We start from the raw sequence: 13,839 nt of genomic DNA on the forward strand, positions 1-13,839 counted from the left end.
GCCCCTTGCATAATCTTCCATTGTGAACGCACTCGATCAGGTTCCGGCAGATTTTGTCTTTGCCCTGGGAACCCTTCGGCAGGCACGAACCCGGAGTGAACTGCGCCTGGAGGAGATCCCGGCGCCCGCGCGGCTGGCGCCGTTCGCCGTCGCGCTCGGCGCGGACGTTCTCGCCCCCGGCGAACCGGTGCCCTCGGGGGCCGTGCACGGCCCTGCGGCCGCGGCCCTGGCACGTGCCTCCGGGAGCGATGACGTCGAACTCGCCACCGGCCGCTTCATCCTGCTGCACGATCCCAACGGCTCCGCGGTCTGGGAAGGCGAATTCCGGATCGTCACCTACATCCGCGCCCAGCTGGAACCGGAAATGGGCAACGACGAAATGCTCGGCTCCGTCGCCTGGGCTTGGCTCGTCGAGGCACTGGAAACCCACGCCGCGCCGTACCGCTCAGCCGGCGGGACCGCGACGCGGGTGCTGTCCGAAAGCTTCGGAACCCTTGCGGACCGGCCCAATTCGATCGACATTGAACTCCGGGCATCCTGGACTCCGGCCAGCCCTGACATCTCCTCGCACCTCGAGGCGTGGTCCGACATGGTCTGCACCTTCGCGGGCCTTCCCCCACTGCCCGAAGGCGTCACGCCGCTGCCGCGCCGGCGCCGCGGACAGGCCTGAAATGGGAGCTGGTTTGGGATCGCGACAGGTGGGCACACCGCTCCGTTTTGGCGGATGCGCGGCCCGCAGCACTGTGTTGTCGCTAAACTGAAGTCATCATGACCCCTCATATTCCGGAAATCACCGCCGCGGGCGCGGCCACCAACACAGCTCAAAATAAGACAGAGGCCGCTGACACCACAGCCCACATCGCGGTGGACGGCTTCGACAGCCTGGTTCCCGAGGTGATCGACCTCGATGCCCCCCGCGACGGTGTGCCGCTCGTCATTGAAACCCGGTCCGGCCTGGAACGCTGCGCCGCGGCCCTCGCCACAGGCCACGGCCCCGCGGGGGTGGACGCCGAACGCGCCTCCGGTTTCCGCTACGGCCAGCGCGCGTTCCTGGTCCAGATCCGCCGTGAGGGCTCCGGCACCTGGCTGATCGATCCGGAACCCTTCGGGGACCTGGGCATCATCAACGACGCCCTGCGCGGTGTCGAATGGATCCTGCACGCCGCCAGCCAGGACCTGCCCTGCCTGTCCGAACTCGGCATGTGGCCGGACAAACTCTTTGACACCGAACTCGCCGCCCGCCTCGCCGGGCTCCCCCGCGTGGGCCTCGCCGCCGTGATCGAACAGCTCCTGGGCTTTGGCCTCGCGAAGGAACACTCCGCGGCCGACTGGTCCACCCGCCCGCTGCCGGAGCCCTGGCTGCGCTACGCCGCCCTCGACGTCGAGGTCCTCACGGAACTGCGCGAGGAACTCATCGAACTGCTCGTCGCCGACGGGAAGCTGGACTTCGCCGAACAGGAATTCGCCGCCATCCTGGAGGCCGGACAAGCGCCGCCGCGTGTCGACCCGTGGCGCAAGACGTCCGGACTGCACCAGGTCCGCGACCGGCGCCAGCTGGCCGCGGTCCGCGAACTGTGGCTTGAGCGCGACTCGCTGGCCCAGAAGCGCGACGTCGCTCCCGGCCGGTTGATCCCCGACTCGGCCCTCGTCGCGGCCGCCAAGGCCATGCCCACCACCGTGCCGCAGCTGCTGGGAACCAAGGGCTTCCACGGCCGCGCGGCCCAGCGCGAGGCACCGCGGTGGCTGCGCTGCATCAGCACGGCCCGGACCCTCGAGGACCTCCCTCCCCTACACCTGCCGACCAACGCTCCCCCGCCCCCGCGGGTGTGGGCCGACCGGGACCCGGAAGCAGCCGCCAGGCTCGCCACCGCCCGGCCGCTGTTGCAGGTCAAGGCCGAGGAACTGAACATGCCGGTGGAGAACCTGCTGACGCCGGACTACCTCCGCCGCGTCGCCTGGCGTCCGCCGGTGGAGACCAGCGAGGAAGGCATCGCCGAGGAACTGGCGAACCTTGGCGCCCGCCAGTGGCAGATTGAACTTGTCACTCCGCTCATTGCCGAGGCCTTCCGGAATCCGCAGCCGCTCCCGGTCAAGGAAGCCAAAGCGGCCCCGGACGCGGCACCCTAGGCCAGCCCGCCCGGACTTCCGCCGCCGCACTCCTTGCCAGCTATGTTACTGACGAGTAACATGTTGTGTGATGTCGCCTGGATCACTGTTGCCCTTGGCTTTTGCGCCCGGGCTGCGTATCCGGCACCCAGGTCCCGATGAGGAGTAGCACGTGAGCCAGCACCCGAGCAGCGGAACACACAGCGTTGGAAGAAACAGGACCATTCGCGAGGTCGTCTTCGTCGACGGCGTCCGCACCCCGTTCGGCCGCGCCGGCGAGAAGGGCATCTACACCGGCACGCGGGCCGACGACCTCGTGGTCAAGTGCATCCGCGAACTGATGCGCCGGAACCCGTCCCTGCCGGCCGAACGGATCGACGAAGTGGCCATCGCGGCGACGACGCAGACCGGCGACCAGGGACTGACGATCGGCCGCACCGCGGCCCTGCTCGCCGGACTGCCGCGGACCGTCCCGGGATTCGCGATCGACCGGATGTGCGCAGGCGCCATGACCGCCGTGACCACGACTGCGAGCGGCATCGGCTTCGGCGCCTACGACGTCGTGATCGCCGGCGGCGTGGAACACATGGGCAACCACCCGATGGGCGCCGGCGCGGATCCCAACCCGCGATTTATGTCCGAACGGATCGTGGACCCGGCAGCCCTCAACATGGGAAACACGGCCGAGAACCTGCACGACCGCTTCCCCGCGATCACCAAGGACCGCACTGACGCCTACGCCGTCGCCTCCCAGGACAAGCTGGCGGCGGCCTACGGCAAGGGGCAGATCCAGCCGGACCTGGTCCCCGTCGCGACGATGAAGCCGGGCCAGGGCTGGACCGTGAACACGGTGGACGAGCCGCCGCGCCCGGGGACCTCCGTGGAGGACCTTGCCTCGCTCAAGACCCCGTTCCGCGCGCACGGCCGGGTCACTGCCGGCAACGCCGCCGGCCTCAACGACGGCGCCACCGCCGCCCTGCTGGCCTCCGCCGAGGCCGCCGAGGAACTGGGCCTGCCGGTCAAGATGCGCCTGGTCAGTTACGCCTTCGCCGGCGTTGAGCCCGAGGTCATGGGCATCGGCCCGGTCCCGGCCACCGAAAAGGCCCTCAGGAATGCCGGTCTCGGCATCGGGGACATCGGCCTGTTCGAAATCAACGAGGCCTTCGCCGTCCAGGTGCTCAGCTTCCTGGACCACTTCGGCATCGCCGACGACGACTCCCGGGTCAACCGCTATGGCGGGGCGATCGCCGTCGGGCATCCCCTTGCGTCCTCCGGCGTCCGGCTGATGAACCAGCTGGCCCGCCAGTTCGAGGAGGACCCTACGGTCCGCTTCGGCATGACCACCATGTGCATCGGCCTCGGCATGGGCGCCACCGTCATCTGGGAAAACCCGCACCACGCCGGCTACGGCACCGATTACACCACCACCGAGACTGGAGCCGCAGCATGAGCGCCGCCGATTTCCGCAAACTTGCCGAACTGTTTCCGAACGAATCGGTCACCCACTCCTACGTCCAGGACATCGAGCTCCCCGCCGTCAACGGCACGAGCCCCGGCACGTTCGCCCTGGTCACGCTGGATAACGGCCTGGACCACTCCAAGCCCACCACCCTGGGTCCCAACACCCTGATCGAGCTCGGCACCGTCCTGGAAGGACTCAAGGAGCGCGCCGCCCGCGGCGAGATCGTGGGCGTGGGCGTCACCGGCAAGCCCTACTTCCTGGTCGCCGGAGCAGACCTGTCCACCGTCAAGTCCATCAGCGGCCGCGAACACGGTCTCTGGATGGCCCAGCTCGGCCACGACGTCTACAGCACCCTGGCCAACCTGGGTGTCCCCAGCTTTGCCTTCATCAACGGCGTGGCCCTTGGCGGCGGGCTGGAGATTGCCCTGCAGTCCACCTACCGCACCGTGTCCACCGGCGCCGGGGCGCTGGCCCTCCCGGAGGCCTTCATCGGCCTCATCCCGGGCTGGGGCGGCGTCTACATCCTGCCGCGCCTGATCGGCCCGGAAAACGCCGTCAAGGTGATGATCGAGAACCCGCTCAGCAACAACCGAACCCTCACCGGCCCGCAGGCCTTCAGCCTCGGCGTCGCGGACGCCATGTTCGAGCCCGCGGACTTCGTGGAGCAGTCCGTCGCCTGGGCCGCGCAGGTCATCGCGGGCGCCGTGGCCCCGGAACGTGCCAACGCCGTCGACCCCGCCGCCCCGGAGGTTGCCGCCCGCTGGGCCGGCGCCATCGCCGCCGGCCGGTCGCTCGTGGAGGCCCGGACCTCCAACGCCTCCCCGGCGCCGGCCAAGGTCCTCGAGGTCATGGAAGCCAACCGGACGCTGACGCAGGCCCAGTCCGCGGAGCTGGAATGCGAGACCCTCGCGGACCTCATGCAGACGGACGAGTTCCGCTCCACCGTCTATGCGTTCCTGGACCTGGTGCAGCGCCGCTCCAAGCGCCCCGCCGGCGCGCCGGACCGCAAGCTCGCCCGCCCCGTGACGAAGATCGGCGTTGTGGGAGCCGGCCTGATGGCCAGCCAGCTCGCCCTGCTCTTCGCCCGCCAGCTCAAAGTGCCTGTCGTGATGACGGACATCGACCAGGCCCGGGTGGACAAGGGCGTCGGCTACGTCCACGCCGAGGTGGACAAACTGCAGCAGAAGGGCCGGATCAGCACAGACGCCGCCAACCGAACCCGGGCGCTCGTCACGGGATCGGTGTCCAAGGACGCCTTCGCCGACGCCGACTTCGTGATCGAGGCTGTCTTCGAGGAGCTCAACGTCAAGAAGCAGGTCTTCAAGGAGTTCGAGGCGATCGTCTCTCCCGAGTGCATCCTTGCGACCAACACCTCCTCACTGTCCGTCACCGCCATGGCCGAGGACCTGGAGCACCCGGAGCGACTGATCGGCTTCCACTTCTTCAACCCCGTCGCGGTGATGCCGCTGCTGGAAATCGTCCGCGCGCCGAAGACCGACGACGCCGTGCTGGCCACCGCGTTCGAGCTCGCCAAGGGGCTCAAGAAGTCCGCCGTGCTCGTCAAGGACGCCCCGGCGTTCGTGGTGAACCGCATCCTGCTGCGCCTCATGGGCGAAGTGACGGCCGCCTTCGACGAAGGCACCCCCGCGGAGGTCGCGGATAACGCGCTGCGCCCGATGGGCCTGCCGATGACGCCGTTCGTCCTCGGGGCCATGGTAGGCCTGCCGGTCGCGCAGCACGTCCAGGAATCCCTGCACGCAGCGTTCCCGGAGCGCTTCACGGTGTCGGAAAACCTGCAGAAGCTGATCGACAACGGGGTGACGTCCATCTGGGCTCCGGAGAAGGGCGCGGACGGCAATCCGTTCATCCCGGCCGGGACGCTCGCGCTGATGTCCTTTGGCAACACCCCGTCCACCGGCGAGGAGGTGCTGCGCCGCACGCAGGACGCCCTGGCCGAGGAAATCGGGCTGATGCTGGCCGAGGGCGTCGTCGCCGGCCCGGAGGACATCGACCTCTGCATGATCCTCGGGGCGCGCTGGCCGATGTTCCTCGGCGGCATCACCCCGTACCTGGACCGGGTGGGCGCCTCCGAGCGGGTCAACGGCCGGAAGTTCCTGGCGCCCGGCGTGGCGTCGGAACCGGCAGCCTGAACAACCCGGCTAACCGTCGTCCCCCAGCGGCGGCGGGCAACAGATGTCCTGAAGCCCGCCGCAGCTCCCAACCTAACCAGCGGCGGGCGGACCGTAGGACATGCTCCGCCGTGCCAGCGCCCCCACCGAGGAAATCAGCTCCTCGAAGCACCGCTCCGGGTCGTTGGAGGAGACGATCCGGGCGTTGGGCGGCAGGCCCCACAGCCCGCGGAAATCCGCCACCGTGGTGCCGGCCAGCAGGGGTGAGCCGGTTTCGACGTCGACCGTGGCCAGCCGGGTGGTGAACGGGGTGCGTCCGACGGCGGCGCAGGCCGCGAAGGCGTCGTGCATGTGCGCCACGTAACCCTGCTCGTAGAGCCGGTGGAATTCCATGTAGAACCGGATCGCGTCCGAGAGGCAGGCTACGATCGGGTTGGCCGAGGAGCTGCGGAGGCCCTCAGCCTGCTCCGGCAGGACCAGTTCCGGCCCGGCCCCGGCGGCTTCGCCGAGGCGGCGGAGGTGTTCCGGCACCATCTCGATGCGCTCCGTCGTTTCCAGCGCGCACACCACCGGCAGTTTGTCCTCCGGAAGTCCGCGGTACGCGGCGAAGACTTCCCGGGCCGCGTGCGGGTCCACCGAGACGTTCCACTCCGCTGTCGGCGTGGTGTTGCCCTGGTAGTAGAAGCTGCCGCCCATGATGACGAGGCCCTTGAGCAGCCGCGGCAGTTCCGGTTCGCGGCGCAGGGCGAGGGCGAAGTTGGTCAGCGGTCCGGTGATCAGCCCGGTGATCTCCCCCGGGTGCGCCCGCACGTCCTCCACCCAGACATCGACGGCGTGGCGCGGGGAGATCTCCTGGGCGGGCGCCGGCAGTTCGGCGTAGCCGATGCCTTGCGGCCCGTGGGTCTCCTCGGTGGTGACCAGTGGAATTTCCAGCGGCGCCTCGGCACCGATGGCCACCTCGACGCCCTGCCGCCCGCACAGCTCCAGCAGCGCCAGGCTGTTCAGCGCAACCTGGCGGGCACCGACGTTCCCGGCCGTGCACGTGATGGCCTGGAGGTGGACCTCCGGCCGGGACAGCAGGTAGACGAGGGCCAGGGCGTCGTCGATTCCGGTGTCGACGTCCATCAGGATTCTCTGCGTTGGAGCGGGGATCCCGGGCAGGGGGCTGCCCGTGGTCCCAGGCGAAACGGGCTCCATCTAGAACAGTGCGACCTTCGGGGTGCGCGGGAAGAGGTCGTTGAGTTCGGCACGGTCCGCGGCGCTGGGGATCCAGGCCACGGCGGCGGCGTTCTGCCGGACCTGCTCGGGCCGGGTGGCTCCGGCGATGACGCTGCTGACCGAGGGCTGGGCAGCGAGCCAGGAGAAGGCGACCTGGATCTCGGTCAGGTCCCGCTCGGCCGCGAAGGCGCTGAAGGCAGCCAGCTGTTCCCAGTCGGCGTCGTGGACCAGGTTGGTGCGGGTGTGGCTGAGGCGCGATCCCTCGGGCGCGGTGTCCTTGGCGTACTTGCCGGTGAGCAGGCCGTTGGCCAGAGGGAAGTACGGCAGCACACCCAGCCCGTACGCTTCGGCTGCCGGCGTGACCTCGAGCTCGGCACGGCGGTCCAGCAGGTTGTAGTGGTTCTGGCTGGAGATGAAGCGTGCTCCGCCGCGGGCGCGGGCCGTGAATTCGGCCTCGGCGATCTGCCAGCCGGCGCGGTTGGAGTGGCCGATGTAGCGGACCTTACCGCTGGTGACGAGCTCGTCGAGGGCGGCGAGGGTCTCCTCGATCGGGGTCAGCGGGTCGGGCGTGTGGAACTGGTAGAGGTCGATCCAGTCCGTGCCGAGCCGGCGCAGCGAGGCCTCCGCGGCCTTGATGATGTAGCGGCGGGAGCCGCGGGCACCGAAGTCGTTGCCGTTGGCACCGCCCATGTCCATGCCGAACTTGGTGCCGATGACGGCGTCGTCGCGGCGGCCCTGCAGGGCCTTGCCCAGCATCGTCTCGCTGAGGCCAGGCTCCCGGCCGTAAGTGTCAGCGACGTCGAAGAAGGTGATTCCGGCGTCCAGGGCCGCATGCACGACGGCGTCAGTCCCCTCCTGCGACTCGGTCGCCGTATTGGCCCGGCCCAGGTTGTTGCAGCCAAGTCCTACGACGGAGACGGTCAGTCCGGATTTTCCTACGCGGCGGTATTCAGTCATGGGATTCAGCCTACAACGGCCGGGAGCGGCTCCGGGGCAGGGCCGGCCGCGGGCGGTTGGCCGGCGGCAGGGCTCCCCCGGGTCAACCAGCGGGCAGTTCCAGCCCTCGTTCGTCCAGGGCATCCTCGAGCTGGGCAAGGGTCCGCGGGCAGATTCCGTGCATCCCGGCAAGCCGACGCCGGCCGAGCTGCACGAGGTGCTCGAGGGTCTCGACGCCCGCGTGCGCGAGCGACTTGCGTGCCGGCGCCGCCAGCCCCGCCGGGAGCGGGGTGCTGCCTGGTTGAGAGGATTTGCGCGTCATGGCGTTGCCTTTCAGTCGGTTGCCCCCAAACTGATGCGAGCCGTGCCCGGCCCCTTGCAGGTGTTACCTAGAGCGTGAAGCTGTTGGCCGGCTTCGGCGAGTACTTGAGCTTGAAGGAGGTCTCGCCGAAGGCTGCGGCGCCGATGCTCAGCTTGGTGAAGTCGAGGTCCTCGCCCCGGATGCAGACCTTGATGGCGTTGACGGCCTTGTTGACATCCGGGGTGAGGATGAAGATGTTGAGCTTGGCATCGGAAAATTCCGAGCGGTCCACGATTCCGAGTCCCCGCCACGCCAGGTGGCTGATGAGCGCGTCCTTGGCCTTTTCCTCAAGGTAGCGGTCGCGGTCCGTGCCGTCCTTGGTCTTGAGGGCGTACTGGGCCACGACCCAGGACTGCTCGTCCTCGGGAATTTCCGCAAAACCGTCTTCGGCGCACTGCACAGCAAAGGCGTCCATCAGGCCCTCGGCGGCAGCGGCGTCCGCGACGTCGGTCTCCTCCGTCTTGCTCTGGTGCCCGACGACGCCGTGGTTCATCACGAACTGGCTGTAGTCCTCGTCGAACCAGGCCTCCCTGAATTCGAGGACCCCTTCGTCGTTGCGTTTGTAAACCCGGATAATCCCGCTCATGCCCGTCCTCTCCTGAACCATTCGCGGTCTGTGCCGTCGAAGGGTGGCTGTTGTGCCTTGACGGCCTGGTAAAGCTGGTCCGATGCCTGGTGCATCACAGAATCGGCAGGCTGCCGGTGCTGGGGTGTTCCTGGCCCGGGAGGGGACGCGCGAACGGCACCTTGGTCCCCAGGACCTGGGCCACGACGTCGTGGGTGATCTGCTGGGCGGTCAAGCCGACCCGTTCGAGCACCTGGCTGCGGGTTCCGTGGTCCAGGAACTCCACCGGGAGGCCGACCTCGTTCAGGGCGGTGTCCACTCCGGCGGCACGCATTTCCTGCCGGATCCGGGACCCGACACCGCCGGCGCGGACCCCGTCCTCGATGCAGATGACGAGGCGGTGGTGGGAGGCGAGGGCGACGATGGATTTCCGGACCGGAAGCAGCCAGCGGGGATCCACGACCGTGGAGCTGATGCCCTGCGCGCCGAGCCGGTTCGAGACGTCCAGGGCGAGTTCGGACATCGCACCGACGCTGACGATCAGCACGTCGTTTTCGCTGGAGCCGGCGGGGCGGCGTGCCAGCACGTCCACACCGTCGCTGAGCCGTTCGACGGCCTCAACCTCGGCACCCACGGTGCCCTTGGAATAGCGGATGACGCTGGGGGCGTCCTCGATGGCGACGGCTTCGCGGAGTTCCTCGCGCAGCCGGCTGGCGTCGCGGGGCGCGGCCAGGTGCAGTCCGGGAACAATCTGGACCATGGCCATGTCCCACATGCCGTGGTGGCTGGCGCCGTCGGGCCCGGTGACGCCGGCCCGGTCCAGGACGATGGTGACACCGGCTTTGTGCAGGGCAACGTCCATCAGGAGCTGGTCGAAGGCGCGGTTCAGGAAGGTCGCGTAGACCGCGACGACGGGGTGCAGTCCCCCGAATGCCATGCCGGCGGCGGAGGTGAGGGCGTGCTGCTCGGCGATGCCGACGTCGAACACCCGCTCCGGGTGCCGCGCGGCGAACTTGTGCAGCCCGACGGGGATCAGCATGGCGCCGGTGATGCCGACGATGTCCTTGCGCTCGTCCGCGATGTCGGCGATCTCGTCGGCGAAGACGGCAGTCCAGGACTTCGCGCCGCCAACCTCGGTGGGTTCGCCGGTCTCCGGGTCGATGATCCCGACGGCGTGGAACTGGTCCGCTTCATGGGCGCGGGCGGGTGCGTAGCCGTGGCCCTTTTCGGTCATGGCATGCACGATCACGGGACCGGCGTAATTCTTGGCGGTGGACAGGGCGATCTCCATGGCCTGGAGGTCGTGGCCGTCCACGGGGCCGATGTATTTCATCCCGAGGTCCTCGAACATGCCCTGCGGGGCCCACCAGTCCTTGACGCCCTTCTTCATGGCATGCAGGCTGCGGTAGGTGAACTGGCCCGCGGGTCCGCCGTTCTGGAGTTTCCGCCGCCACCAGTCCAGGGTGCCTTCGTAGGCGGGTGCGGCGCGGAAGGAATCAATGGTGGGGCGCAGCGAGGCGAGGTAGTCCGCGAAGCCGCCCACGGTCGGGGCGTAGGAGCGGCCGTTGTCGTTCACGACGATCACGACGCGGCGCTTTTTGTCCGCGGCAATGTTGTTGATGGCCTCCCAGGCCATGCCGCCGGTGAGTGCGCCGTCACCGACGACGGCGATGACGTAACGGTCGCCGTCGCCGGTCAGCTGCCGGGCCCGGGAGATCCCGTCCGCCCAGGAGAGCGAGGAAGACGCGTGGGAGCTTTCGACGATGTCGTGTTCGGATTCGGCGCGGTCCGGGTAGCCGGACAGGCCGCCCTGCTGGCGCAGGGTGCTGAAGTCCTGGCGTCCGGTGAGGAGCTTGTGCACGTACGACTGGTGGCCGGTGTCGAAGACGATGCTGTCGCGGGGGGAATCGAAGATCCGGTGCACCGCGATGGTGAGTTCCACGACGCCGAGGTTCGGGCCCAGGTGCCCGCCCGTCTGGGAGACGTTGCCGATCAGGAATTCCCTGACTTCGGCTGCGAGCTGATCCAGCTGCGCCTCGGACAACTTACTCAGGTCCTGCGGATTCCGGATGGTCTCCAAGATTCCCAACGGCCCCTCCTTCGGGTGGTAGACATGCCTTTTAACTCTAACGCCTCCGGGGAAGCCCTGGTGCCGGACGGATGCCGGAACGGGAAAGCCCCGGTCCGTCGGTGACGGGCCGGGGCTTTCGCGTTGGACTGCTGGGTCTGCGCTAGTTCGCGGAGATCTGGCGCAGCACGTACTGCAGGATGCCGCCGTTACGGTAGTAGTCGGCCTCGCCCGGGGTGTCGATGCGCAGGACCGCATCGAAGGACGTGACGGTGCCGTCTTCGGCCGTGGCCGTGACCTTGAGCGTCTTCGGCGTGGTGCCTTCGTTGAGGGCGGTGACGCCCTCAACCGCGAAGGTTTCCGTGCCGGTCAGCCCGAGGCTGGCAGCGTTCTGGCCGGCCGGGTACTGCAGGGGCAGGACCCCCATGCCGATCAGGTTGGAGCGGTGGATGCGCTCGTAGCTTTCGGCCACGACAGCCTTGACGCCCAGGAGTGCGGTGCCCTTGGCTGCCCAGTCACGCGACGAGCCGGAGCCGTATTCCTTGCCTGCCAGGACCACCAGCGGGATGCCGGCGGCCTCGTAGTTCTGCGCGGCGTCGTAGACATAGGCCTGCGGGCCGTCGGCCTGGGTGAAGTCGCGGGTGAAGCCACCCTCGACGCCGTCCAGGATCTGGTTCTTGATCCGGATGTTCGCGAACGTTCCGCGGATCATGACCTCGTGGTTGCCACGGCGTGAGCCATAGGAGTTGAAGTCCTTGCGCTCCACACCGTTGGCCAGCAGGTACTGGCCGGCCGGGGTGTCCGACTTGAAGGAACCGGCCGGTGAGATGTGGTCCGTGGTGACGGAATCGCCGAGCTTGAGCAGCACACGGGCGCCGGTGATGTCCTTGACGGGCTCCGGCTGTGCCTTCATGCCGTCGAAGTACGGGGGCTTCCGGACGTACGTGGACTTGGGGTCCCAGGCGAAGGTGTCGCCGGCCGGGGTGGAGAGTGCCTTCCAGCGGTCGTCGCCTTCGAAGACGCCCTCGTAGCCGCGGGCGAACATTTCCTTGTCGATCGAGGAATCGATGACCTGCTGGACCTCGACCGGGTTGGGCCAGATGTCCTTCAGGAAGATGTCGTTGCCGGCCTCGTCCTGGCCCAGGGCGTCGGCGTCGAAGTCGAAGTCCATGGTTCCAGCCAGGGCGTATGCGATGACCAGCGGCGGGGAGGCCAGGTAGTTCATCTTCACGTCCGGGTTGATCCGGCCTTCGAAGTTGCGGTTACCGGACAGCACGGCGGTGACGGAAAGGTCGTTGGCCTGGATGGCCTCGGAGATTTCGGCGTCGAGCGGGCCGGAGTTGCCGATGCAGGTCGCGCAGCCGTAACCGACGATGTAGAAGCCAAGCTTCTCCAGGTACGGGGTCAGGCCCGACTTGTTGTAGTAGTCGGTGACAACCTTGGAACCGGGGGCCACGGAGGTCTTGACCCACGGCTTCGAGGTCAGGCCCTTGTCGACGGCGTTGCGGGCCAGCAGTGCGGCGGCGAGCATCACGGACGGGTTGGACGTGTTGGTGCAGGACGTGATCGAGGCGATCGACACCGCGCCGTGGTCCAGTTCGAACTCGCGGCCGTCTGCGGTCTTGACGCTGACCTTGTTGGACGGGCGGCCGTCGGACGTGGGGCCGTGCGCGTGCGGAGCCTCGTCGGTCAGGTGCGTTCCGGAAGCAGTGAACGACGGCGCATCCGAGGCGGGGAAGCTCTCGTCAATCGCCTCGTCCAGGCTTCCGCCGGCCAGTTCTTCCTTCACGTAGTTGCGCAGGTCCTGGCGGAACTGGTCCTTGGACTCGGTGAGGATGATGCGGTCCTGCGGGCGCTTCGGGCCGGAGATCGACGGGACAACCGTCGACAGGTCCAGTTCGAGGTACTCGGAGAATTTGATCTCCTTGGAAGGATCGTGCCAGAGGCCCTGTTCCTTCGCATAGGACTCCACGAGGGCAACGTTCTCGTCCGAGCGGCCGGTGAGGCGCAGGTAGTCGAGGGTGACGTCGTCGATCGGGAACATGGCGGCCGTGGAGCCGAACTCCGGGCTCATGTTGCCGATGGTGGCGCGGTTGGCCAGCGGCACAGCCGCGACGCCTTCGCCGTAGAACTCCACGAACTTGCCGACCACACCGTGCTTGCGCAGCTGCTCGGTGATGGTCAGGACGACGTCGGTGGCGGTCGCGCCGGCCGGGATGGACCCGGTCAGCTTGAAGCCCACGACGCGCGGGATCAGCATGGAGACGGGCTGGCCCAGCATGGCCGCCTCGGCTTCGATGCCGCCAACGCCCCAGCCCAGCACACCGAGGCCGTTGACCATGGTGGTGTGTGAGTCGGTGCCGACGCAGGTGTCCGGGTAGGCCCGGACAACGCCGTCAACTTCGCGGGTCATGACGGTGCGGGCCAGGTACTCGATGTTGACCTGGTGCACGATGCCGGTTCCCGGCGGGACGACCTTGAAGTCGTCGAACGCGGTCTGGCCCCACCGGAGGAACTGGTACCGCTCGCCGTTGCGCTGGTACTCGATCTCCATGTTGCGCTCCAGTGCGCCGGAGTTGCCGAAGGCGTCGATCTGCACGGAGTGGTCGATCACCATTTCGGCAGGTGCCAGCGGGTTGACCCGCTTGGGGTCACCGCCAAGTTCCTTGACTGCCTCACGCATGGTGGCAAGGTCCACAACGCAGGGCACACCAGTGAAGTCCTGCATGATCACGCGCGCCGGCGTGAACTGGATTTCAGTGTCGGGCTCGGCGCTGGGGTCCCAGCCGGCCAGTGCTCGGACGTGATCGGCCGTAATGTTGGCGCCGTCCTCGGTCCTCAACAGGTTTTCAAGCAATACCTTGAGGCTGAACGGAAGGTTTTCTGCACCTTCAACGGAGTTCAACCGGAAAATTTCGTATTCGGTACCGGCTACATTAAGTTTGCCTTTTGAACCGAAGCTGTCCACAATGCTCATCGCAGGACTCCTCTCGC

Annotated in this window: 10 protein-coding genes; 4 read left to right on the plus strand and 6 right to left on the minus strand. The window is 68.0% G+C overall.

Features of this window, described 5'->3' with window-relative positions; all coding sequences use genetic code 11:
* Nucleotides 1-19: 19 nt before the first annotated feature.
* The 4 genes from GXK59_RS09800 (at nt 20) to GXK59_RS09815 (ending at nt 5,718) form a co-directional block, all read left to right on the plus strand.
* Nucleotides 20-670, plus strand: coding sequence for a DUF3000 domain-containing protein (locus GXK59_RS09800; protein ID WP_160669084.1), 651 nt, complete (start codon nt 20-22; stop codon nt 668-670).
* Nucleotides 671-768: 98 nt separating this feature from the next.
* A complete protein-coding gene (locus GXK59_RS09805; protein WP_160666355.1) occupies nt 769-2,127 on the plus strand; it encodes an HRDC domain-containing protein in 1,359 nt (452 codons plus the stop codon).
* Nucleotides 2,128-2,278: 151 nt separating this feature from the next.
* The gene (locus GXK59_RS09810; protein WP_160666357.1) at nt 2,279-3,556 is read left to right on the plus strand and encodes a thiolase family protein; all 1,278 of its coding nucleotides are present in this window, start codon (nt 2,279-2,281) and stop codon (nt 3,554-3,556) included.
* The gene (locus tag GXK59_RS09815) at nt 3,553-5,718 is read left to right on the plus strand and encodes a 3-hydroxyacyl-CoA dehydrogenase NAD-binding domain-containing protein (RefSeq protein WP_160666359.1); all 2,166 of its coding nucleotides are present in this window, start codon (nt 3,553-3,555) and stop codon (nt 5,716-5,718) included. The genes GXK59_RS09810 and GXK59_RS09815 overlap by 4 nt, the downstream gene beginning before the upstream one ends.
* Before the next feature lie 72 nt (nt 5,719-5,790).
* Here GXK59_RS09815 and GXK59_RS09820 read toward each other — a convergent pair whose 3' ends face one another.
* The 6 genes from GXK59_RS09820 to GXK59_RS09845 form a co-directional block, all read right to left on the minus strand.
* The gene (locus GXK59_RS09820) at nt 5,791-6,822 is read right to left on the minus strand and encodes a nucleoside hydrolase (protein WP_160666361.1); all 1,032 of its coding nucleotides are present in this window, start codon (nt 6,820-6,822) and stop codon (nt 5,791-5,793) included.
* A 72-nt stretch (nt 6,823-6,894) separates the two neighbouring features.
* Entirely contained in the window at nt 6,895-7,872 is a 978-nt protein-coding gene (locus tag GXK59_RS09825) for an aldo/keto reductase (RefSeq protein WP_160666363.1), read from the minus strand.
* A gap of 82 nt (nt 7,873-7,954) precedes the next feature.
* Nucleotides 7,955-8,173, minus strand: coding sequence for a hypothetical protein (locus GXK59_RS09830; RefSeq protein WP_056431439.1), 219 nt, complete (start codon nt 8,171-8,173; stop codon nt 7,955-7,957).
* Nucleotides 8,174-8,240: 67 nt separating this feature from the next.
* The gene (locus tag GXK59_RS09835; RefSeq protein WP_160666365.1) at nt 8,241-8,798 is read right to left on the minus strand and encodes a hypothetical protein; all 558 of its coding nucleotides are present in this window, start codon (nt 8,796-8,798) and stop codon (nt 8,241-8,243) included.
* 94 nt (nt 8,799-8,892) lie between these two features.
* Complete coding sequence (gene dxs / locus GXK59_RS09840) at nt 8,893-10,866, minus strand: 1-deoxy-D-xylulose-5-phosphate synthase (protein WP_160666367.1); 1,974 nt, start codon at nt 10,864-10,866, stop codon at nt 8,893-8,895.
* A 142-nt stretch (nt 10,867-11,008) separates the two neighbouring features.
* A complete protein-coding gene (locus GXK59_RS09845; protein WP_160666369.1) occupies nt 11,009-13,822 on the minus strand; it encodes an aconitate hydratase in 2,814 nt (937 codons plus the stop codon).
* Nucleotides 13,823-13,839 lie beyond the last annotated feature (17 nt).

The sequence above is a fragment of the Pseudarthrobacter sp. ATCC 49987 genome (assembly GCF_009928425.1).
Lineage (GTDB): Bacteria > Actinomycetota > Actinomycetes > Actinomycetales > Micrococcaceae > Arthrobacter.

Coding starts and splice junctions, on each gene's coding strand:
- GXK59_RS09845 (WP_160666369.1), bottom strand. CDS start 13,822: ATGAGCATTGTGGACAGCTTCGGTTCAAAAGGCAAACTTAATGTAGCC.
- GXK59_RS09830 (WP_056431439.1), bottom strand. CDS start 8,173: ATGACGCGCAAATCCTCTCAACCAGGCAGCACCCCGCTCCCGGCGGGG.
- GXK59_RS09805 (WP_160666355.1), top strand. CDS start 769: ATGACCCCTCATATTCCGGAAATCACCGCCGCGGGCGCGGCCACCAAC.
- GXK59_RS09815 (WP_160666359.1), top strand. CDS start 3,553: ATGAGCGCCGCCGATTTCCGCAAACTTGCCGAACTGTTTCCGAACGAA.
- GXK59_RS09835 (WP_160666365.1), bottom strand. CDS start 8,798: ATGAGCGGGATTATCCGGGTTTACAAACGCAACGACGAAGGGGTCCTC.
- GXK59_RS09825 (WP_160666363.1), bottom strand. CDS start 7,872: ATGACTGAATACCGCCGCGTAGGAAAATCCGGACTGACCGTCTCCGTC.
- GXK59_RS09820 (WP_160666361.1), bottom strand. CDS start 6,822: ATGGACGTCGACACCGGAATCGACGACGCCCTGGCCCTCGTCTACCTG.